This window comes from Clostridium sp. AF29-8BH (genome assembly GCF_003478145.1).
GTDB classification, from domain to species: Bacteria; Bacillota; Clostridia; order Lachnospirales; family Lachnospiraceae; genus Otoolea; species Otoolea fessa.
Window position 1 is genome coordinate 81,297 of sequence record NZ_QUEL01000001.1, and the last position, 22,109, is coordinate 103,405.

Annotated in this window: 18 protein-coding genes and 2 pseudogenes; 18 read left to right on the forward strand and 2 right to left on the reverse strand. The window is 48.1% G+C overall.

All coding sequences use genetic code 11. The features are described 5' to 3' along the window. The first annotated feature begins 45 nt into the window (after positions 1-45). The 6 genes from proC (at position 46) to DWZ16_RS00370 (ending at position 5,329) form a co-directional block, all read left to right on the forward strand. Entirely contained in the window at positions 46-843 is a 798-nt protein-coding gene (proC, locus tag DWZ16_RS00345; protein WP_118522157.1) for a pyrroline-5-carboxylate reductase, read from the forward strand. Positions 844-898: 55 nt separating this feature from the next. Further along, the gene (locus tag DWZ16_RS00350; protein ID WP_118293596.1) at positions 899-1,471 is read left to right on the forward strand and encodes an NUDIX hydrolase; all 573 of its coding nucleotides are present in this window, start codon (positions 899-901) and stop codon (positions 1,469-1,471) included. A gap of 165 nt (positions 1,472-1,636) precedes the next feature. After that, entirely contained in the window at positions 1,637-2,245 is a 609-nt protein-coding gene (locus DWZ16_RS00355; protein ID WP_118523674.1) for a hypothetical protein, read from the forward strand. A 316-nt stretch (positions 2,246-2,561) separates the two neighbouring features. After that, positions 2,562-3,455, forward strand: a complete 894-nt coding sequence (gene xerA, locus DWZ16_RS00360) for a site-specific tyrosine recombinase/integron integrase (RefSeq protein ID WP_333489811.1) — start codon at positions 2,562-2,564, stop codon at positions 3,453-3,455. Between the two features lie 135 nt (positions 3,456-3,590). After that, entirely contained in the window at positions 3,591-4,916 is a 1,326-nt protein-coding gene (gene larA, locus DWZ16_RS00365) for a nickel-dependent lactate racemase (protein ID WP_118491860.1), read from the forward strand. Beyond that, positions 4,916-5,329, forward strand: coding sequence for a sodium:solute symporter family transporter (locus tag DWZ16_RS00370; protein ID WP_227589629.1), 414 nt, complete (start codon positions 4,916-4,918; stop codon positions 5,327-5,329). The genes larA and DWZ16_RS00370 overlap by 1 nt, the downstream gene beginning before the upstream one ends. 40 nt (positions 5,330-5,369) lie before the next feature. Here the strand turns inward: DWZ16_RS00370 and DWZ16_RS00375 are convergent, their stop codons facing one another. Then, positions 5,370-5,855: a hypothetical protein gene (locus tag DWZ16_RS00375; RefSeq protein WP_118522069.1), complete on the reverse strand. Its 486-nt coding sequence runs from the start codon at positions 5,853-5,855 to the stop codon at positions 5,370-5,372. Between the two features lie 150 nt (positions 5,856-6,005). Continuing rightward, positions 6,006-10,260 (reverse strand): annotated as a pseudogene (locus DWZ16_RS00380) (acyl-CoA dehydratase activase-related protein). Positions 10,261-10,611: 351 nt separating this feature from the next. Here DWZ16_RS00380 and DWZ16_RS16385 point away from each other — a divergent pair. The 12 genes and pseudogenes from DWZ16_RS16385 to DWZ16_RS16400 all read left to right on the forward strand — a co-directional run bounded on the left by DWZ16_RS16385 (position 10,612) and on the right by DWZ16_RS16400 (position 22,094). Continuing rightward, positions 10,612-10,905: a hypothetical protein gene (locus DWZ16_RS16385; protein ID WP_412694251.1), complete on the forward strand. Its 294-nt coding sequence runs from the start codon at positions 10,612-10,614 to the stop codon at positions 10,903-10,905. A 1-nt stretch (position 10,906) separates the two neighbouring features. Continuing rightward, positions 10,907-11,452 (forward strand): hypothetical protein, encoded by a 546-nt coding sequence (locus DWZ16_RS16390; RefSeq protein WP_412694252.1) that lies wholly within the window; start codon positions 10,907-10,909, stop codon positions 11,450-11,452. 178 nt (positions 11,453-11,630) lie between these two features. Then, positions 11,631-13,066, forward strand: a pseudogene (pyk, locus tag DWZ16_RS00390) (pyruvate kinase). 411 nt (positions 13,067-13,477) lie between these two features. Continuing rightward, positions 13,478-14,743: a diaminopimelate decarboxylase gene (locus tag DWZ16_RS00395; RefSeq protein WP_118467901.1), complete on the forward strand. Its 1,266-nt coding sequence runs from the start codon at positions 13,478-13,480 to the stop codon at positions 14,741-14,743. 169 nt (positions 14,744-14,912) lie between these two features. Further along, positions 14,913-15,353 (forward strand): RbsD/FucU domain-containing protein, encoded by a 441-nt coding sequence (locus DWZ16_RS00400; RefSeq protein ID WP_118472097.1) that lies wholly within the window; start codon positions 14,913-14,915, stop codon positions 15,351-15,353. A 14-nt stretch (positions 15,354-15,367) separates the two neighbouring features. Beyond that, positions 15,368-16,459 (forward strand): sialidase family protein, encoded by a 1,092-nt coding sequence (locus DWZ16_RS00405; RefSeq protein WP_118472096.1) that lies wholly within the window; start codon positions 15,368-15,370, stop codon positions 16,457-16,459. Between the two features lie 499 nt (positions 16,460-16,958). Beyond that, a complete protein-coding gene (locus DWZ16_RS00415) occupies positions 16,959-17,690 on the forward strand; it encodes an MFS transporter (RefSeq protein ID WP_118481821.1) in 732 nt (243 codons plus the stop codon). A gap of 404 nt (positions 17,691-18,094) precedes the next feature. Further along, complete coding sequence (locus DWZ16_RS00420; protein ID WP_118467909.1) at positions 18,095-18,637, forward strand: TRAP transporter small permease; 543 nt, start codon at positions 18,095-18,097, stop codon at positions 18,635-18,637. Beyond that, entirely contained in the window at positions 18,630-19,925 is a 1,296-nt protein-coding gene (locus tag DWZ16_RS00425) for a TRAP transporter large permease (protein WP_118467911.1), read from the forward strand. Before DWZ16_RS00420 ends, DWZ16_RS00425 begins: the two co-directional genes overlap by 8 nt. Positions 19,926-19,975: 50 nt before the next feature. Further along, positions 19,976-21,064 carry a TRAP transporter substrate-binding protein DctP gene (dctP, locus tag DWZ16_RS00430; RefSeq protein WP_118467912.1) on the forward strand — a complete coding sequence of 363 codons (1,089 nt, stop codon included), beginning with the start codon at positions 19,976-19,978 and terminating at the stop codon, positions 21,062-21,064. A 128-nt stretch (positions 21,065-21,192) separates the two neighbouring features. Next, on the forward strand, positions 21,193-21,714 hold the full coding sequence (locus DWZ16_RS16395) for a PfkB family carbohydrate kinase (RefSeq protein ID WP_412694253.1): 522 nt from the start codon (positions 21,193-21,195) through the stop codon (positions 21,712-21,714). Next, on the forward strand, positions 21,660-22,094 hold the full coding sequence (locus DWZ16_RS16400) for a PfkB family carbohydrate kinase (RefSeq protein ID WP_412694254.1): 435 nt from the start codon (positions 21,660-21,662) through the stop codon (positions 22,092-22,094). The genes DWZ16_RS16395 and DWZ16_RS16400 overlap by 55 nt, the downstream gene beginning before the upstream one ends. The last annotated feature ends 15 nt before the right edge of the window (positions 22,095-22,109 follow it).

Below are 22,109 nucleotides of genomic sequence, written 5' to 3' on the forward strand. Positions count from 1 at the left end.
TCCGGCAGGGAAGTGCCGGATGGCAGATGGAGGGAGACAAAGATTATGGCGAAAATTGGTTTTATCGGAATGGGAAATATCGGCTATGCGATCATGCGAAGCCTGCTGAACAAATATAAAACGGAAGATATCACTTTTACGGATCTGAACCGCCGGAGAGTGGCACAGATAGAGAAAGAGACAGGTGTCAAGGCGGTTGACACAAACCAGGATTGTACGGAAAATGCAAAATATATCGTATTAGCTATAAAACCGCAGTTTTATGACAATGTACTGGCAGATATCAAGGACCATGTAACGAAAGAAAATATTATTATTTCGATTGCACCGGGTATCACGATTGACAGTGTCAACGAGAAGCTGGGCGGTGACCGCCGTATCGTGCGTGCGATGCCGAACACGCCGGCGCTGATCGGCGAGGGTATGACAGGTGTCTGCTACGACAAGAAGCTGTTTGAAGAGACAGAAAAGCAGATGATCAGCAATTTCTTTGAATCTTTTGGTATGATGGAGATCGTTCCGGAATATATGATGAATGCGGTTGTATGTATCAGTTCCAGTGCACCGGCATACATCTATATGTTCATCGAGGCGCTGGCAGATGCGGGCGTTAAGTACGGCATGCCGCGAGATGTGGCTTACCGGATGGCGGCGCAGGGCGTTGTCGGCAGTGCGAAGATGGTACTCGAGACCGGCAAGCATCCGGGCGCGCTCAAAGATGATGTCTGCTCGCCGGGCGGCACGACGATCTATGCGGTCAGCGTCCTGGAGGAGTATGGTTTGCGGAATGCGGTTATCAAGGCATGTGACGCATGCTATGAGAAGTGCATCGACCTGAAATAGTGAAAAAATGTTGAAAAAGAACCCAGAAGGAACCTGGATATAAGGGTGAGAAAATATGGAACAGAAAGTAGAAAAGCAGGCATCGCTGGAGTCCGTGCCGGTCAAACGCCTGAAACGAGAGTTAAAATATCAGGGAACCATCTTGAAAATGTACGAAGATACCGTCGAGGTAAACGGACATCAGGCAAAATGGGATTTTATCCATCATGACGGCGCGGCAGCGGTGCTTCCGGTTACGGAGGATGGAAAGATTCTCATGGTGCGTCAGTACCGCAATGCGCTGGACCGCTATACACTGGAGATTCCGGCTGGTAAGCTGGATTCGCCGGATGAGGCGAAGATTGACTGCGCGTACCGCGAGCTGGAGGAGGAGACGGGCTACCGTTGTGACCATCTGGAATATCTGATGAGCGTCAACACAACGATCGCGTTCTGTGATGAGGCGCTGGATATTTTTCTGGCACGCGATCTCAAGAAAACCCATCAGCATCTTGACCCGGACGAGGAGATTGAGATAGAGGCGTGGGAACTTTCCGACCTTTTGAAACGGATCTACGCAGGAGAACTGACGGATGGAAAGACTGTGTCCGCGATTCTGGCGTATGCCTGCAAAGCAGGACAGAAGTAAAAATAAGGATCAGCGAAGCACTGTAAGCATCTGTGATGAAATAAATATATGGATTAAACGCTGAAAGACGCATGAAGCTAACAGCATATAGAGGCAGATATAAACGCATATTATAAAAAACACTGAATACAGATAAGGTAACAAAGGAATAGGCAGGGATTGCATGTGAAAAGGAGATTCCGGCTTCCGGCTTTAAGTACCTGGGATGTATCAGTGTTTTTTTGGATCCTTGGGATTGTATTGGGGACGATAGCAGCCGTTTGTTTTCAAATTTCGTCCGGGAGCGGACATGCCGGGCTGGAAAGTGTGCTGGCAGCGAGGCTTGGACAAGAAATTGGAGATCCATCGGGTGCCGGGTGGCATCTAAACGCCGGAATGAAGGCAGCCAGCCGGGGAACTTTGTTTTTTCAGGTCTGGCTGCAGCGGTCAGGGATGGCGCTGATGCTGTGGCTGGCAGGTATGACGCCGGTCGCATGCCTGGCTGCGTGGGGGGCTTGTCTCGTCTTAGGTCTGGAGCAGGCATGGCTGCTGGCAGGATTTACTGGCTGGGGCGGTTTTTGGGGACTGCCTGTATTTGTGGCAACGTTATTTCCACAGGTGGTGTTTTATATTCCTGTGTTCTGGCTGCTTCTTTCCTGGGCGCTTGCAAAGGAGAGGCGGATACGGACGGCTGGATTTTTAATCCTTTTATTGGTGCTGGGGATGGGAACAGCGCTGGAAGTGTGGCTGAATCCTGGTTTTGTATCATTACTGGTCTCACACTGCCCATTTTAATGGGGCTGTCCGAATAAAAATATAATTCAAAATTTACAACATATGGGGGTGGAAAAAGTGGACGCACCATATGTTGTATTTTTATGTAAATCAGTCGAAAAATGTAGGAAAAGTGGGGAAAATTATGTTTGATTTTATGGGAAAATGTAGATATAATGATACCTGCGGACGATAAAAGCCCTGTTTGTGGAGAAGAAGGTAAGTTGCAGATAGGGTGAGAAAACCTCAGGAGAATGGATGGTTCGGATGGAGAAATCGATAGGATTACCGCGGAACGATATTTGTCCTGCAGGCTGGGGGGTTGGCAGAAAATGCCGTGAATAAAAGAATGGCGGAAATGGTTACGAGAATAGATTGGGGAAGTATGAGAGGGGAAGTAGACAGATTTGAACAGTACCTGCGGGAGGTAAAACAGGCATCGGAAAATACCGTACAGTCATATCGGAGAGATCTGATGCAGATGATTACTTATCTGGAGGAGAAAGAGATCCGGGAGGCGGCGAAGGTGACAAAGACCAGCCTGCATGGATATATTCTTCATATGGAAGAGCAGGGAAAGGCGGCTACCACCATTTCACGGATGATGGCGGCGATGAAAGCGTTTTTTAATTATGAATGTATGCAGGCATGCATCCGGCGGAACCCGGCGGAAAGTCTGCATGCGCCGAAAGTGGAGAAAAAGGCGCCGGTGGTCCTGAGTGTCGATCAGGTATCAGCGCTTCTGGCACAGCCATCCGGGCATACACCGAAGGAGATTCGGGACAAGGCGATGCTGGCTCTTTTATATGCGACCGGAATCCGGGTGTCAGAGCTTATAGGGATCCAGATGGAAGATATCAATATGAACATTGGATTTCTGGTCTGTCGCGACGGGGAGAGGGAGCGGACGATCCCATTTGGACGTTCGGCGAAAGCAGCGCTGGAGGAGTATTTGGAACATGCGAGAAACGAGCTGCTGCGTGGAAAGGGATCGGACTATTTCTTTGTCAACTGTACGGGCGGCGCGATGAGCCGGCAGGGATTCTGGAAGATTATCAAATATTACGGCGAGAAAGCCGGGATTGAGGAAGATATCACGCCGCACACGCTGCGCCATTCCTTTGCGGCGCACCTGATTGCGAGAGGTGCAGACATGCGGGCAGTTCAGACGATTCTTGGACATTCGGATATGGCGACGACGCAGATGTATGCGGCGTACCGGGAAGATTGAAAAATATCATATAAACTATAAAAATAAAGCACCTGTTTTGTGAAAGACTTGACAAAACAGGTGCTTTATTATATACTTTAGTGGTTTAAAGCGCAAACGTTTAACGCAGATGAGGAAATGTGAAGGAGAAAGACAATGGAGCAAGTACATTTAAAGTACGGAACGTCGGCGGTCGATTTTGAGATTGACGGTGCGAAGAGTGTAAAATACCTGTATGAAAATAAGATGCGGGTCATTGAAGATATAAAAGCAGAATTTTTGCATTGTGTGACGGATGGTGTGATTGGCACGAAGCCGTTAAAGGAGTTGATTGCACCGACCGATCCGGTTACGATCGTGATCAGTGATATGACGCGTTTCTGGATGCGTCAGGACGTGATTTGCGAGCTTCTGGTAAAATATCTGCACGATGAGATGGGCGTGGGATATGACCAGATTGCGGTTGTGGTTGCACTGGGAACACACCGCAAGAATACGGCGGAGGATCGCAGAAAACTTGCAAGCGAGTTTGTCTACGACCATGTAGCGAGCGTGACTGACCATGACTGCGATGCGCCGGATCTGGTATACATCGGTACGACGTCCTTTGGAACGCGTGTATCGGTCAATCCGCTGGCAGTCGGCAGAAAGGTCATCTGCATCGGCGGTACGGTGCACCATCTGATGGCAGGCTACGGCGGCGGAAGAAAGAGCATCGTTCCAGGTATTGCTTCCCGTGAGACGATCCGCATGAACCATGAGCGTGCGCTGGATCCGGAGAAACCGATGACGGATGTGCGTGTCGGTAGCGGTCTGGTGGAGAACAACCCGATCAACCTGGATATGCGAGAGGCAGGTGCCATGGTACATGTTACGTTCGGTATCAATATCGTGGTAGATACGTCTTCCCGCCACAGCGGTTTATTCTGTGGTGAGTTTGACAAGGCATGGCAGGCAAGCTGCAGTTATGTACAGAAGGGATACGGACTGCCGATCGACTATCAGGCAGATGTCGTAATTGCAAGCTGCGGCGGTTTCCCGAAGGATCTGAATTTTTATCAGTCCACCAAGACGCTGTTTAACGCATCGAGAGCGGTCAAAGAGGGCGGTACACTCATTATGCTGGCGGAATGCCCGGAGGGAAGCGGTTCCAGGGATTTCTTCGATTGGATTAAGCCTCTCTCTAAGGGATGCCTGGATGAGGCACTGCGTGCGTCTTTCACCATCGGCGGCTATATTTTCTACGCAGCCTGCGAGTCCATCCGTCGTTCGAAGACGCTGCTTCTGTCTTCCATGGAGCCGGAGCTGGTTCGGGATATGGGCGTAAGATCGTTTAAAGATATGAAGGATCTGCTGGCAGAGGTAGACTTTAACGGAAAAGATGTATATGTAATTCCGTACGGCGGAAGCGTGCTCCCGCAGACAAAGGAAGCCTACGAGCGTATTTGCCGCGAGGCAGAGGAAAATGGAGGCGCGAAGTAATGAATATTCCGCTGCTAATTGTTATTTTATATGTGCTTCTGCTGTTTGGCATCAGTATCTATGTGTCTTACAGCCAGAAAAAGGATTCAGAGAACTTCCTTTTATATAAAGGAAAAAATAATGCGTTTGTCGTGGCAGCTAGTATCGCGGGTCTGGCGATCGGCGGCGCTTCGACGATCGGTATCGCGGAGAACGCCTTTACCGTGGGGCTGTCGGCAGGCTGGTATGATACAGCATGGGCGATTGGCGCGGTTGTTTCTTCTATGCTGGCAGTCCGTTACCTGCGTAGAAGCCAGTACACGACCATCAGCGGTCTTGTAAGGGACCTCTATGGCACAAAGACGAAAATAGAAGAGCCCAAAATAGAAGAGTTTAAAGTAAAAAAGAACGTCAAATCCAAGCGAAAAACTTAGAATTTGACGTTCTTTTTGCATATTTATATTCGATTCGATGCTACTCAACCGTCCCGGCGTCTTTGATATAGGAAATGAAACTCTTCTTGATCGAGGTCACGATTTCTTTGCATTTTGCATATTCTTCGCTGTCGCTGGTATACTGCTCGTCGTAGTGCGGATCCAGAATGAAGATCTTGTTGCCGCAGAAGCCTAAGATGGTGCAGCCGTTTAAATCGCGGTAATGCGTGTCCTCAAATGCGAGAATGCGGAAGAGAAGTCCGCCTCCGTTGGCTTCATAGGCTGTTTTTTCATATACCTCGTAGGAATCCCCGCTCGGAACCATGATGAGTTTCGAAAATGCCTGAGATGGAAGTTTGAATGAAAAATCGTCGGTAATTACTTTGGAGCCGGTCAGCTCGATGGAGAGGTTGTCCGGGTCCTCCTGAGAAAAACTCACAACCTGTGCGGAATAATCAGCTGCATAAGACGGCGTCACGTAGAGAGCCGCAGCCAGAGCCGCGCAGAGGAATAATTTTGATTTCATCCTGAGATCTCCTTTTAGTCTGTCTTTTTGTTCCCCTATATAGAAGATAGGCTATGGAATCCACAGCCTATCTTAAACTCCATATAAATTTATTATAGCACAGACGTCTTTAAAAGTCAGCTGGAAATTTTATCCAAAATCAATCCAAAATCATCCAATTCTTGACTCCTTTTTCCTTTCTGGCAGGTTCTTCTGTGCGGTGGAAAGCATCAGTTTGATACGGTTCAGCTGATTGACTTCGCTGGCACCCGGATCGTAGTCTACGGCGATGATATTCGCCTCCGGATGGCTGGCGCGCAGTCCTTTGATGACGCCTTTTCCGACGATGTGGTTTGGCAGGCAGCCGAACGGCTGGGTGCAGATGATGTTCGTCGTGCCGCTGTGAATCAATTCCAGCATCTCACCAGTCAGGAACCATCCCTCGCCGGTCTGATTGCCGAGGGAAACGTAATGCTTCGCCATCGACGCCAGATCCTGAATCCGTGCAGGCGGAAGGAAATGTGTGCTGCGTTCCAGTTCGCGGCGGCAGGTGCGGCGGAAATACTCCAGCAGGGAGATTCCCATGTTGCACAGGTGTGCGGTGGAACGTTTGCCGCCCAGATTGTCGGCTTTGAAGTTGCTGTTGTAGAAGCAGTAAAGCAGGAAATCAAGCAGATCCGGCATTACAGCCTCGGCACCCTCGGCTTCCAGAAGCTCTACCACGTGGTTGTTTGCTAACGGGGAGAATTTTACCAGGATCTCGCCGACAATGCCAACCCTCGGTTTCTGGACATCGCGTCTCGGAAGTTCGTCGAAGTCATGGATAATACCGCGGATGTTGCGGTTAAACTCTGCCATGGATAAAGAGTGTTTCTGCAGCGATTTGATGCAGATTGCTTTCCATTTCTCATGCAGGGCATTGGCGGAACCGGCTTTTGCCTCATATGGGCGGGTCGCATAGAGAACCCGCATGAAGAGGTCACCGTAGACAACCGCCTGCATTGCCTTGGTGAGAAGCGGCAGGGTAATCTTGAAGCCCGGATTTGTCTCCATGCCGTTGGCATTTAACGAGATAACCGGAATCTGCGGCATACCGGCGCGCTCTAAGGCACGGCGGATAAAGCCAATGTAGTTGGAGGCACGGCAGCCGCCGCCGGTCTGGCTCATAATAACGGCTGTATGCTCTAAGTCGTATTTGCCGGAGAGCAGCGCATCCATGATCTGGCCAACTACGATCAGGGACGGGTAACAGGCGTCGTTGTTGACGTACTTAAGTCCTGTGTCGATAGCAGTACGGTCGGAGTTCTGCAGCACCTCCAGGTTGTAACCACAGCTTCGGACCGCCGGTTCGATGAGGTCGAAATGGATCGGCGACATCTGCGGGCAGAGGATCGTGTAGTTTTTCTTCATTTCCTTCGTGAAATAAACACGGCTGTATGCGCTGGAAACGATCGGTTTATGGTAGTGGCGCATCTCGCGCACGCGGATCGCGGCGATTAAGGAGCGCACACGGATACGTGCGGCGCCGAGGTTGTTGACCTCGTCGATCTTGAGCAGCGTATAAATTTTGCCGGAGCGGGTCAGAATATCATTGACCTGATCAGTAGTAACTGCATCCAGACCGCATCCGAAGGAGTTGAGCTGGATCAGATCCAGGTTTGGCTGTGTCTTCACATAGGAAGCTGCCTCGTAGAGGCGGGAGTGGTACATCCACTGGTCGGTGACGATCAGCGGACGGTCAACGCGTCCTAAATGGGAGACGGAGTCCTCGGTCAGCACGGCAAAACCGTAGGAAGTGATGAGTTCCGGAATACCATGGTTGATCTCCGGATCTACATGGTACGGTCTGCCTGCCAGCACGATGCCGTGGTGTCCGGTTTCTTTTAACCAGGCGATGACTTCCTCGCCCTTCTTTTCCATATCCTGACGGGAGGCGATGAGTTCCTGCCATGCCTTGTGAGCGGCGGCGCGGATCTCCTTCTCCGGGATCGACTGATCCCTGGTAAATTCTTCGACCAGACGTTTTGTCAGGATTTCCTCATTTGTAAATGCCATAAACGGATTCCGGAAATGTACCTTGTGATCCGTCAGGGATTCTACGTTGTTTTTGATGTTTTCCGCGTAGGATGTGACCATCGGGCAGTTGTAGTGATTTCCTGCTTCCGGGGTTTCGTTGCGCTCGTAAGGAACGCACGGATAGAAAATGTAGGTCAGTCCCTGGCGGATCAGCCATTCGATATGACCGTGCGCGAGTTTTGCCGGGTAGCATTCGGATTCGCTCGGGATCGATTCAATACCAAGTTCGTAGATCTGTCTCGTCGATTTTGGGGACAGAACGGTGCGGTAACCCAGTTCCCTGAAGAAGACCGCCCAGAACGGGTAGTTTTCATACATATTCAGGACACGCGGGATGCCGACGGTACCGCGCGGCGCCAGATCGGCGGTCAGCGGTTCATAATCGAACATACGGTGGTATTTATAGTCAAATAAGTTCGGAATGTCTTTTTTCTGTTTGTTGCCGCCCAGACCGCGCTCACAGCGGTTGCCGGTAACGAACTGACGTCCGCCGTCGAAACGGTTGATCGTCAGGACACAGTGGTTTGTACAACCCTGGCAGCGCGCCATCGTCGTCTTGTAGGTCAGGCTTAAGATCTTGTCGATCGGCAGCATCGTGGTTGTCTTGGAAGCATCGTAGCGCTCACGGGCAATCAGAGCCGCACCGTAGGCACCCATGATACCGGCGATGTCCGGGCGGACTGCCTCACAGCCGGAGATCTTCTCAAAACTGCGGAGAACCGCATCGTTGTAGAAGGTACCGCCCTGCACGACCACGTGTTTTCCGAGGTCGGAGGCATTGGTAATCTTGATAACCTTAAACAGGCATTTTTGATGACGGAGTAAGCCAGTCCGGCAGAAATATCTGCGACGGAAGCTCCCTCTTTCTGCGCCTGTTTGACGTTAGAGTTCATGAAAACAGTACAGCGGGTACCGAGGTCGGTCGGATTTTTGGCAAAGAGCGCCTCTCTGGCAAAATCCTGTACGCTGTAATTTAATGATTTAGCAAATGTCTCGATAAAGGAGCCGCAGCCGGACGAACAGGCTTCGTTGAGCTGTACGCTGTCTACGGTGCCGTCCTTGATCTTGATGCATTTCATATCCTGGCCGCCGATATCGAGGATGCAGTCTACATCCGGCTCAAATGCCGCCGCTGCGTAGTAGTGGGAGATCGTCTCGACCTCGCCCTCATCCAGCATCAGGGCAGACTTTAAGAGCGCCTCGCCGTAACCGGTGGAGCAGGAATAAGCGATCTGTGCTTTCTCCGGAAGCTGGTCATGGATCTCCTGCATCGCACGGATCGCCGTCGCCAGCGGGCTGCCGTTGTTGTTGCTGTAGAAGCGGTATAGAAGAGAGCCGTCCTCGCCGACGAGCGCCACCTTGGTTGTGGTGGAACCGGCGTCAATGCCGAGGTAGCAGTTGCCTTCGTAGGTCGCTAAATCACCTTTTTTGACATCATGACTTGCATGGCGGGTCCTAAATTTTTCATAGTCAGCTTCATCAGTAAAGAGGGGTTCCATCCGCTTTACCTCGAAATCCATCTTGATGCCGTGGGACAGCCGTTCGATCAGATCGTGCAGGCTGGCAGTCGTCTTCGGATCAGAGTTCATCGCCGCGCCGATCGCCGCAAACAGATGCGAGTGATCCGGGGCAATGATCTGGTCCGTCCCCAGATTCAGGGTGCGGATAAATGCCGCGCGCAGCTCCGAGAGGAAATGAAGCGGTCCACCGAGAAACGCAACATTGCCGCGGATCGGCTTGCCGCATGCCAGACCACTGATGGTCTGGTTGACAACCGCCTGGAAAATGGAGGCGGACAGATCCTCTTTGGTTGCGCCTCATTGATGAGGGGCTGGATATCCGTCTTGGCGAAAACGCCGCAACGCGCCGCGATCGGATAGATTGCCTTGTAATTTTTCGCATACTCATTAAGACCGGATGCGTCCGTCTGAAGCAGCGAAGCCATCTGGTCAATAAAAGAGCCGGTGCCTCCGGCGCAGATTCCGTTCATACGCTGGTCAATGCCGCCGGTAAAATAAATAATTTTCGCATCCTCGCCGCCAAGCTCGATGGCAACGTCGGTCTGCGGGGCATAATCCTTCAGGGATGTGGCAACCGCTACAACCTCCTGAACAAATGGAATGCCCAGATGCTTAGAAAGTGTTAAACCGCCGGAACCAGTGATGACCGGCTCGACGGTCAGTGCGCCAAGTTTCTCTTCACCCTCACGGAGCAGGTCCGCGAGCGTCTCCTGTATGTTTGCAAAATGACGTTTATAATCGGCGAAAAGAAGCGTACCGCCGTCTTCAATAATAGATACTTTAACCGTTGTGGAACCGATGTCGATTCCTAATTTTTTACAGGAATTCATGTACAATCGGGGCAGTGCCCTTCCCTCCTTTGTATTACACATGTATTCGGCTATACTTTAACATAGAATAAGGAAGAAAACAATCGGTAGGGTGCGTTAAAAAGATGCTAAAAATGTGCAAAATTTGTTAATATCGCGCATAATGGGAGAAGGGCGTTCCTGTACAAGGAAAGGCATTTTCTGCGTGGAAAATACCGCTTTTTCTGAGTTGGAATGCAGCCATTATAGAGCGCAGGCGGGTACTTTTGGAACCGAATGTGTCGTAAGATAACGTGGTGGAAGCGACAATATAATTTGACAAAGAATCCGCCGCTCTCTATAATGAAAGGAAAACGGCAAAGGATGTGAATTATGAATTTTTTTAGAAAATTAGAGCGCAAATTCGGTCGGTTTGCGATCCCGAATCTGATGTACTATATCATCATGATGTATGCGGCTGGATTTGTGATGAGCCTGTTTAATCCGTATTTTTACGTGCAGTATCTGGCGCTTGATGCAGCGGCGATCCTGCGGGGACAGGTATGGAGAATCGTGACCTTTCTCGTATGCCCGCCTCAGTCGGGCGTCCTCTTTGCGCTGCTCGCGATGTATCTCTATTATTCGATTGGATCGACGTTGGAACGCGTGTGGGGACCTCCGATTTAATATGTTTTTCTTTATGGGCGTGCTGGGACACATCATTGCGGCATTCCTGGTGTACGGTGTGACCGGCTTTTCGGTGCCGATGTCCCCGTATTACTTAAATGAATCGCTGTTTCTGGCGTTTGCCTGCACCTTCCCGGAGATGCAGTTCCTTCTGATTTTCATTCCGATCCGGGCGAAATACCTTGGAATGATGTACGGAGCGCTTCTGGTCTACAGTTTCTTAACGGGTGGCATTATCGCGAAAATTGAGATTGTTGTTTCGATGCTCAATTTTATCATTTTCTTCCTGATGACGCGTAACTACCGGAAGATCAGCCCGAAAGAGGCGGTTCGCAAGCAGAAGTTCAAAAACGAGATGCAGAAAGCGCAGATCCAGAAAATTTCCCTGACCCGCCACAAATGCGCGGTCTGCGGACGTACCGAGAAGGACGATCCGAACCTGGAGTTCCGCTATTGTTCGAAGTGTGCGGGAAATCTGGAATATTGCATGGATCATCTGTATACGCACAAACACGTGACCGAAGAAGAATTGAAAGATTCTAAATAGAATCAGGCGGTGGATTGTTTTTTAGCAGGGGAGTAACTGTTCAGCAGGTCTGCGCATTTACTGAACAGTTACGCAGGGGATTTAAATAGGCTGGATAAAGCATACAAAAGAGCCTATAAATGATTCGCTGATGGGAAAATTCTTAAAAAAATGACAGAATATGAGGAGGAATAACGGCATGAAAAAGACAAAGATTGTCTGCACAATGGGACCAAACACCGATAACCGGGAGATTATGAAGGAGTTGGCGTTAAATGGCATGGATGTCGCACGTTTTAACTTTTCGCATGGCGATCATGCGGAGCATAGACATCGTTTGGAGATTCTGGAAAGTGTGCGCGAGGAGCTGGGGATTCCGATCGCATCGCTTCTGGATACCAAGGGACCGGAAATCCGTACCGGCAAATTAAAAGATGGAAAGAAAGTGACGCTGAAAGAGGGCGATCTGTATACTCTGACGACCGAGGAGATTGTGGGGGATGAGACACGCGGCTACATCAACTATGCGGGGCTGGCGGAGGATGTAAAGCCGGGCGACCGCATTTTGATCGATGATGGCCTGATTGAGCTGCACGTGCGGGAGGTCAATGGAACAGACATCGTCTGCCGGATTGAAAATGGCGGCGAGCTGGGCGAGAAGAAGGGTGTCAATGTACCGGGAGTACGGGTCAAGCTTCCGGCGCTGACCGATAAAGATAAGGAAGACATTCGTTTCGGCGTGGATGCAGGCTTTGATTTTGTGGCGGCTTCGTTCGTCCGCAATGCCGATGCGATCCGCGAGATCCGGGAGATTCTGGATGAAAAAGGTTCTGCTATGCAAATTATCGCGAAAATCGAGAATGAAGAAGGAATTGAAAATATTGATTCCATCATTGAGGCGAGCGACGGCATCATGGTAGCCCGGGGCGATATGGGCGTGGAGATACCGGCAGAGAAGGTTCCGCACATTCAGAAGATGATCATCCGCAAGTGTAACTTAGCGTGCAAGGTCGTTATCACGGCGACCCAGATGCTCGATTCAATGATCCGCAACCCGCGACCAACGCGTGCCGAGGTATCGGATGTGGCGAATGCAGTGTATGAGGGAACCGATGCGGTCATGCTGTCCGGCGAGACGGCGATGGGAAGTTACCCGATCGAGGCAGTCCGCATGATGAGCCAGATCGCCGAGGAGTCGGAGAAATATCTGGATTATATGTTCTACCAGAGAAGAAAGGTATCGGCGGAAAATCTTCGAAATATATCTAATACGGTATGTTATTCGTCCGTAGCGACCGCCTCCGATCTGGAAGCGCCGGTCATTGTGGCGCCGAGTGTCAGCGGATTTACGACGAGAATGCTTTCGAAATGGCGTCCGAAAGCATTGATCGCAGGACTTTCCCCGAGCATGACGCTGTCCGCCAGATGCAGCTCTACTGGGGTGTTAAGCCATTCCATGCAAAACGCGCCGAATCGACGGATGCGCTCTTATTTGCATCGGTGGAATTGCTGAAAGAGAAAGGTATCGTCAAAGAGGGTGAGATTGTGGTTGCAACCGCGGGTGTGGTGACACGTGCCAACCGCCATGAACCGGTAGCTGATACGAATATTATGCGTGTAATGGTGGTAGAGTAGAAACTGGATTCTGCGCCTGAATCTGTGCCCGGTTCATAGATGTATCTGGAAAATGATTCAATTTGTCCGGAGTTTGTGTCCTGGCGGAGAAAAGGAGAAAAATACCAGTTACTGTTCACAGGTAGGCACTTTTGGAACCGAAAGTGCCGTAAGAAAACGTGGTGGCAGCAGGAATTTGCCGTATTTAAATGCGAAGCCGCGGCAAATTCCGTTACTGGGCACGTATGCGTGAACAGTAACAAATACCGCCCATTTGTGGGCGTTTTTCGGGAAATCAGTTGATAAAACACGGTTTTTGGTGTATAAATAGTAGCAGGACAAAGGAGTCTGGGCGTGCCGGGAGTAGTGTATGTTCCCGGTAGTCCAGACTTTTTAGTTTTATATGTAGATTTTAGTTCGGAGGATGTAAAAGTGGAGAAGAAACCATTTGTAACACGGGAGCAGCTGGAGGAGATCAAGAAAACATACCCGACACCGTTCCACCTGTATGATGAAAAGGGAATCCGCGAGAATGGCGAGCGCCTGATGCGTGCATTTTCCTGGAACAAGGGATTCAGAGAGTATTTTGCTGTAAAGGCAACACCGAACCCATTTGTAATTGATATTTTAAAGAAACTTGGATGCGGCGTGGACTGCTCTTCGCTGACAGAGCTTATGATGGCAAAGGCGATGAAGTACGATGGCGAGAAGATCATGTTCTCCTCCAACGATACACCGCCGGAGGAATTCAAGATGGCTGCCGAGCTGGGCGCGATCATCAACCTTGATGATTTTACGCACATTGATTTCCTGGAGAAGACGATCGGTTATATTCCGGAGACGATCAGCTGCCGTTACAATCCGGGCGGACTGTTCAAGATCAGCAATGATATCATGGACAACCCAGGCGATGCGAAATACGGTATGACAACCGAGCAGTTATTTGAGGCATTCAAGGTGTTGAAAGCAAAAGGTGCGAAACATTTCGGTATCCATGCTTTCCTTGCAAGCAATACGGTTACAAATGAGTATTATCCGATGCTTGCGAAGGTATTATTTGAGGTGGCGGTCAAGCTGAAAGAAGAGACCGGCGCAGATATTAAATTTATCAACCTGTCTGGTGGCGTTGGCATTCCTTACCGCCCGGATCAGGAGCCGAACGATATCTTTGCAATCGGCGAGGGCGTCCGCAAGGTTTATGAGGAAGTTCTGGTTCCGGCTGGCATGGGCGATGTAGCGCTTTATACAGAGATGGGACGTTTCATGCTGGCGCCGTATGGCTGCCTTGTGACAACGGCAATCCATGAGAAACACACCTACAAAGAGTATATCGGTGTGGACGCGTGTGCAGTCAACCTGATGCGCCCGGCGATGTACGGCGCATACCATCACATCACGGTCATGGGAAAAGAGAACGAGCCGTGCGACCACAAATACGATGTAACCGGTTCCCTGTGCGAGAACAATGATAAATTTGCGATTGACCGGATGCTTCCGAAGATTGATATGGGCGATATCCTTGTCATCCATGATACCGGCGCACATGGTTTTTCGATGGGCTACAACTACAACGGAAAGCTGCGTTCGGCTGAACTGCTCCTGAAAGAGGATGGTTCCGTGGAGATGATCCGCCGGGCAGAGACACCGAAGGATTATTTTGCGACCTTTGATTTCTGTGATCTGTTTAAGAATATTTAGTCCATAAAAAATTGAAAAAGAACGGATTCTGTACAAGATGTGACAGAGTCCGTTCTTTTTATGCCATATTTTATCGAAAGCATTGACTTTTTTTGTTCTTTCCTCTATACTTATCATATAACGTAATGACATTATATAACATAATGCTGCAAAAAGGAGGAAGTAGTATATGATTAAGAACACGGTGATTAACGCAGAGCTTGGATATGCATTAGCCACGGCCCGCCATAAGGATGCAATTGTGATTTGTGATGCTAATATGCCGATTCCGGATGGCTGCAATGTAATTGATGTGTCACTGATAAGAGGAGTTCCAACCCTTGAACAGACGATGTGCGCAATCATGAACGACCTGGTGGCAGAGCGTTACGAAGTGTTTGAGTTAATGCCCCAGTATAATGATGCTATGTATCAAAAGATTCAGTCGCTGCTACCGCAGCTGCCTGGCGGAACCATCAGCCAGGATCGCTTAACGGAAACGATGCAGAAGGCCAAAGTCGTAGTGCGTACCGGTGATTTTGGCAGCTGCTGTACGATGGTATTATATTCAGCCTCCGGAATGGATAAATATGTAAAACAATATGACTGTTCTTTTTCACTGGAGAAGTAAGATAGGAGGACCATATGGCAGAAAAAAAATATACCCGGATTGTGGTAGAAGAAAATAATGAGCATGGTTTTGATTCCTATCGCGTACCGGGAATCGTGACAGCCTCCAATGGGGATTTGCTCCTGACCTATGAAGGAAGAAAAGGTGGAGGAAACAGCCGAACTCTGTTTTTAAGAAGATATCGCATGATAGGTGAAACGATAGAGCCAATCGGCGAGCGGGTTACGATGGTTTCTCCCAAAGACGATGAGCTGATTCATAATCCCTTGTTAATAGCAGCAGCGGAGGGAAAGCTCTATTTTTTCTGGTGTCAGGATTATAAGAGATTATTTTTGAAAGAAAGCGATGATAATGGTGTTTCATTTGGAACGGAAAGGGAGTTGACATCCCTGATTGACGGATTCCGGAAAGAATGGCCGGTTACATTGTGGGCGATTGCACCTGGTCATGGAATAAGCAAAAAAGATGGGACACTGATACTTCCATTGTGGCTGAGCCGTGGGGAAAATGCCCATCTCCCAGCTTGTTTTGCATGTCTATCCAGTCAGGATCAAGGAAAAACATGGAGATGCAGCAGTGTAGTTCCGGCGGGAAACGGGGTTGGCGATCCCACAGAAAGCTCCGTGGCAGAACGGAGTGATGGAACACTGCTTGCAACCATGCGCCATGAAATTCCGGGAGTCAGAAGAAGAGCTTTTTGTGAAAGCAAAAAAGAGATAGATGGGGAAGATACTATACGCTGGGGAGAACCCTGGTTAAATCAAGAACTTCCGGATCCAATCTGTGGAGGCGCTCTTTTGTCACTGTCAGATGGGAAGATGGCTTTTGTTAATTGTGCCTATGGAGATGAACCGGCGCTGGAACGGCAGAAACAGGGAGAGTCTGTTCGCTGGAGTCTTGACGCTCGTCAGAAGCTCACGATTCGGCTTAGTAAAGATGATGGTGTTACATGGAACGATGGACTTATGATAGCAGAAGAAGGGGGAGCATCGGATCTTGCAGGAAAGGATGCGATTGCTTGCTTTTACGAGGAAGGCTGGCAGGATGGAAACTGTATTTTTAATCAGAGATTATCGCTGGCGGTTATTCCTTTGGTTTTGTTATGACTGGGGCGGGAAAAGATACATTAGTGAAAGGGAAAAGGAGCTGTACTGTTCTGTTTTTTTCGGCTTATTTTATTTATTATGCGGTCTATTGTGTCTTTTCGAGTTTCATCGTTTTGTTTTTAACAGAGCAGGGCTATAGCGCCACAGTCTGCGGAATTATTACCAGTTTGACATTTTTGGCCAATCTTTTGATGGAACCGGTGGGAGGCTATATAACAGATACATTTCTGCCCACCAGAAGATACCTTTTAGTTTGTATCGGTATCGTATCGATGGTGTGTGCTTTTTGCACAAAATTCATGAACCAGTCATGGCTGCTTCTGCCGGGGCTGGTTCTGGCAGCCGGATTGGCCTATCCCTTTAGTCAGCTGATGGATGCCTGGGTTAATTTAAGTAAGGAAAGTTATCCGGGATTGATATACAGCCGGATTCGTGCCGGTGGTTCCATTGGATTTGCAGTGATGTCAGTGATTGGAGGATTTTATTTCAAACACTGGGGATGGAATCGTTATTTTCAGATGCAGATTCTTTTATTTCTTATGATGATTCCATTTCTCATCCTGCTTCCGGATACCAGGCTTGGCAATCATCGAAAGAAAGGGGAGGCAGAGAAAAGTCTTTCGTTTGTTCAGGCGTTTCAGCAATTGGTAAAAAGCGTCGTTTTTTGTTTTGTTTAACAATAAGCACTCTTTATTGGTTCAGTCATCGGCCAGTTGGCAGCTTCCTGTCATTGATTATTGCGGAGCGTGGAGGAGATGCGGAATTATTTGGAAATGTTTGTGGAATAGGAGCTGCAGTAGAGTTTTTGAGTCTGCTTTTGTTAGCCTATATTGGAAAAAAGAAAACCTATCCGGCCCTCTGGGGGATGGCAGCAGCTTTGGGCACAAACCTGCTTCGTCCGATTTGCTTTCAGCTTTTTTCGGGTGAGTGGTCTCTTTATCTGGGGCAGATTCTTCAGTCCGTCAGTTTTGCCCTTTATATGAGTGCCAGCGTAGAGTGTTTTGCGGAAACATCGGATGAACGTCTGAAAAGCTTTAGTATTTCCATTGGTCTAACCATCAGCAGTGTGATCGGAACCGTATGTGCAAACATGGCAGGGGGGAAGCTGTGCGATCTGTTTTACCCGGAATTCTTGATTCTCTTTAGCTTTTTGTTGGGAAGCATGAACCTCCTATTTTTTATTCTTGTTTTTTTAAAAGAGAGGCTTGACAATAAAAAGATGCAGTGTTAGAATGAGAGACATCAAAAGATTATATAATGTTATAAGATGAAAGTGGAACTGCTCTCCAACGAAGGAGAGAGTTCCACTTTTTGCGTATAATAACGCAAATGAATCAAAAGTTGGCAAAATTTACAAAAAAGAAAGGAGAAAACCTATGATAATATAAAAAGCGACGATGAAAAATAAATTTATACTTGCAAAATGAATCAAAGTATGGTAAAAATAACATAACGATATATGATGTCTTTGAAGGTGTTATAATATAAGGGGATCTGGACGAGTATTTGAATGGATAGGTCGGCCAGAGCAGAGAAAACCAGGAACCCCTTATAGCACATGACATTATATGATAGAAATTAATTTTAAAGGAAGGAGAGTACGTATTCGCAGCAGCGAAGCGCGGCAATTAGAGTATGAAGAAAAGTATCTATTCAATTGGTAAGGCTATGGATAAAGCGAATAGTGTGGTGGAAGTATTTACCGGATACATGATATTCGCTTTTATGGCACTATTGTTCCTTCAGGTATTGATGCGTTTTATATTTAAGCACCCTATATACGGAATTGATGAATGTGTAACAGCGTTGATGATATGGTCCATGTGTCTTGGATGGTGTACCGTTTATTGGGACAATGGTCATGCAGTTCTGGAGTTTATCATGAACCGTATGCCAAAGGCATTTCGCAGAGGAATGTTTACATTTACGAACTTTTTGATTGTTGTGATAAGCTGGGTTTATATTCCGGCATCCTGGCAGCTGTTTCAGATGCAGAAGAAGATGCCTCCCGTTGGAGGACTTCCTATCAGCAAGGGTTATTACTATGCATTGCCGGTTCTGGTGATGGGAGTGATTATGCTGGTAATGTCTGCATATAAGGCAATCGCATTTGTAATTACCGGAGATGAATCCATCTGTGTACCGGTAGAAAAGGAAGGAGGCGGTCTTCTTGACTAATCTGGATCCCTATTTAGCCGTCTATTTTATCACCTTTGTGGTATTAATTCTTCTGGAAGTACCGATTGCATACGCAATGCTGGCTTCAGCGTTTGAATTCATTGTATTTAACCATCAATCATTTGTTATGTTTGCACAGAAAACAGCAAACTCCCTGGCTGATTTCAACATGCTGGCATTACCGGCATTCCTCTTTGTAGGATGCTTTATGAATGAAGTGGGACTAACGGACCGACTATTTGGAATGTTTGAAAAATGGATCGGTCATCTCCCGGGAGGACTTGCACATGCCAATGTATTATCTTCCATGGTATTTGCCGGAATGTCCGGTTCCGCTCTGGCAGATGCCGGAGGACTTGGAACCATTGAGGTAAGTGCGATGTCAAAAGCCGGATACGATCCAGACTTCTCAGTAGCAGTAACGGCAGCATCCGCAGGTATCGGACCGATTATTCCGCCGTCCATCAACTTCGTTGTCTGGGCATTCTTAAGCCAGACCTCCACACTGGCTATGTTCCAGGCTGGTATGGGACCGGGTGTCCTGATGGGCGTGGCCATGATGATCTGGATTCCGATTGCAGTGAAAACCCAGCACATTGCCTGCCCGCGGGCACCGAAGGCATCCTGGGGCGAGCGATTCCACTCTCTGTATACATCACTTCCGGCACTGGGTGGCCCGGCTATCCTGGTACTTGGCATTATGACCGGTATCTTTACTCCTACAGAGTGTTCCGTTGTAGCAGCTATGTATTGCGTCATCCTGGCTATCTGCTTAAAACGTTTCAGCTTTAAGATGCTGACAAAGGCATTAAAGGATACATTAGCCAGCGCGGGTATGTCCATGTGTCTGTGTGCAACCGGTCTTGTATTTAACTGGGTAATTGTAACCAGTGGTCTGATTGGTTTTATGACAACTCTTCTGATGTCCTTAGGAAATAAAATCATCATTCTTTTAGTATTAAATGCAATGTTATTATTCCTGGGCTGCTTTATTGGTTCCATGCAGATTTTGATTATGGTGGCACCGCTTCTTATGAATCTGGCAACGGCTCTTGGTATGAGCTATGTTCAGATGGGTGTTATGGCCGTACTGAATGTAACACTTGGATTAATCACTCCGCCGATGGCACCAGCGTTGTTTGTAACAGCGAAGGCGACCGGTAATAAATTTGAAACTGCACTGAAATATACGGTACAGTTTCTGATCCCGATGTTTATTACACTGATGATTACAACATTCTGGGAGCCGCTGACCATGTTCCTTCCGAGACTGTTAGGATCCATGTAAGAGTAAGAGATTAAGATAGTATAAAGTACACAATTTAAGGAGGAAAGTTTATGAAGAAAAAAATTGCACTTGTCCTGACGGCAGCCATGGCAGTAGGCACATTAGCAGGCTGTGGATCGTCCACTGCACAGACAACCACATCGGAGCAGGCCTCCGCACAGACCACCGATAAGACTGAAGGAGGAGCTGATACAGTAGAAACAAAACCGGCTCCGGCTGGAGCTAAGGTTGTCAAATTCGGTAACTCCGGAGCCATCGGAGAGCCGGCACCGCAGTCCTGTGAAGAGTTCTGTGATCTGGTAAATGATAAGATCGGTGACAGATATTACTTTGAGTTTTATCCCGCAGAGCAGCTTGGCAATGAGACCACGATGCTGGAGAACCTTCAGGTAGGACTGCAGGAGGGCATGATGTGTGCCTTAGATACCCTGGCAACTTATGAATCTGATTTAAACATTCTTTCCATGGCATTTGCATTTAACAATTACGATTCCATGATTAATTACTTAAAGAGTGATGTGGCAGATCCAATCTGGGAGAGCCTGGATAATCAGGGAATTCACGTAGTAAACTTCGAATTCCAGAAGAATCCGCGTATCTTCTTTGCAAACAAAGAGATCAAGAGCCCGAAAGATATGGTTGGCATGAAATATCGTATTCCGAACCTTCCGATCTTTGAGAAAAATGCGAGAGCGATGGGAGCAACACCGGTTGTAGTTGCCTGGTCCGAATATCCATTTGCTTTAATGCAGGGCGTAGTTGACGGTGGTGAGTGTTCGAAAGACTCCTATCGTTCTGCAGGCCTCTATGAGTCTGCAAAATATGTAGCAGATGTGGATTACGCATATCCGGTTGAGCAGATCTGCTTCTCCACTCAGTTCTGGAACAGCTTATCGGAAGAAGATCAGAAAGTAATTTCTGATGCAGCAGCACAGGTAGCTTCTCATCATTCTGAAAGAACTCTCGACAAGTGGGAGGAAGATAAAGAGTGGTTAATTAACGAAGGCGGCGTAACATTCTGTGACATTGATCGCCAGGCATTTATTGATGCAGCAGAACCGTTAGGAAAAGAGCTTCAGGATGAAGGCTTCTTTACAACCAAGGATCTTTATGATCAGACTCGTCAGTTTAATAAATAAGTAAAATTTAAATTAAGAATAATGCTGCCGCTTGGGACAGAACTGCCAGGGAATGGCGGCCTCTTCCAGGCGGCCGCTTTTCGTTTCAAAACAAATTCAATCGATAAAAATACAGGAGGAAACAGAAAATGCTGAAAGTATTAGGTCTTGGAGATAATGTGTGTGATGTATATCTGCATACCGGAACCATGTATCCGGGTGGTCAGGCAGTAAATTTTGCGGTATATGCAAGAATGCTGGGAGCAGAATCGGATTTTATGGGAGTATTTGGAAAGGATGCAGTAGCGGATCACGTGCAGGCATCTTTAGATGCACACGGAGTCGGACACAGTCATTGCCGCATCTATGAAGGAGAAAATGGCTTTGCCAGAGTAACCCTTGTAGATGGAGATCGTGTATTTAAAGGAAGCAATAAAGGTGGTGTTCTGCAGCAGCATCCAATTTATCTGGAAAAAGAGGATTTGGAATATGCGGATGGTTTTAATTTGATTCATACAACCAACAATGGGTTTACCGATGGGCTGCTTCCAGCCCTGCATGGACTTTCTCCCTTGGTAGCTATGATTTTTCGTATCGCTGGAATGAGGAAGACAGGGTGGAACGTGTATGCCCATATATTGATTTTGCATTTCTATCCTGTAGTGATCTGAATGATGAGGAGACAGAAAAACTGTGCCGGAAGCTGTATGAAAAGGGATGCAGTGTGGTGACAGCTACCCGTGGAAGTAAGGGAGCAACGGTTTTTGATGGGGAGCGGTTTTATTGCCAGCTGCCGGATTATGTCACTCCGGTGGATACCATGGGAGCCGGAGACAGCTTTGCCACTGCTATGCTGATTACCATCTTGAAAAAGCTGGAAACACAACCGGAGGGAAGCTGGAAAAACAGTGAGATAAGGGCAGAGATACTTCCGGAGGCATTGAAAGCGGCAGCTGTATTTTCAGCAGGAACCTGCTTGAAGAATGGTGCCTTTGGAGACGGTGTGCCGGTACCGAAGTCTGAGCATGACCGGATTTACAGAGAATTATAAAAACAAAAATAAAAA

Coding starts and splice junctions, on each gene's coding strand:
- proC (WP_118522157.1), top strand. CDS start 46: ATGGCGAAAATTGGTTTTATCGGAATGGGAAATATCGGCTATGCGATC.
- DWZ16_RS00350 (WP_118293596.1), top strand. CDS start 899: ATGGAACAGAAAGTAGAAAAGCAGGCATCGCTGGAGTCCGTGCCGGTC.
- larA (WP_118491860.1), top strand. CDS start 3,591: ATGGAGCAAGTACATTTAAAGTACGGAACGTCGGCGGTCGATTTTGAG.
- DWZ16_RS00370 (WP_227589629.1), top strand. CDS start 4,916: ATGAATATTCCGCTGCTAATTGTTATTTTATATGTGCTTCTGCTGTTT.
- DWZ16_RS00375 (WP_118522069.1), bottom strand. CDS start 5,855: ATGAAATCAAAATTATTCCTCTGCGCGGCTCTGGCTGCGGCTCTCTAC.
- DWZ16_RS16385 (WP_412694251.1), top strand. CDS start 10,612: ATGAATTTTTTTAGAAAATTAGAGCGCAAATTCGGTCGGTTTGCGATC.
- DWZ16_RS16390 (WP_412694252.1), top strand. CDS start 10,907: ATGTTTTTCTTTATGGGCGTGCTGGGACACATCATTGCGGCATTCCTG.
- DWZ16_RS00400 (WP_118472097.1), top strand. CDS start 14,913: ATGATTAAGAACACGGTGATTAACGCAGAGCTTGGATATGCATTAGCC.
- DWZ16_RS00405 (WP_118472096.1), top strand. CDS start 15,368: ATGGCAGAAAAAAAATATACCCGGATTGTGGTAGAAGAAAATAATGAG.
- DWZ16_RS00415 (WP_118481821.1), top strand. CDS start 16,959: ATGGAATCGTTATTTTCAGATGCAGATTCTTTTATTTCTTATGATGAT.
- DWZ16_RS00420 (WP_118467909.1), top strand. CDS start 18,095: ATGAAGAAAAGTATCTATTCAATTGGTAAGGCTATGGATAAAGCGAAT.
- dctP (WP_118467912.1), top strand. CDS start 19,976: ATGAAGAAAAAAATTGCACTTGTCCTGACGGCAGCCATGGCAGTAGGC.
- DWZ16_RS16395 (WP_412694253.1), top strand. CDS start 21,193: ATGCTGAAAGTATTAGGTCTTGGAGATAATGTGTGTGATGTATATCTG.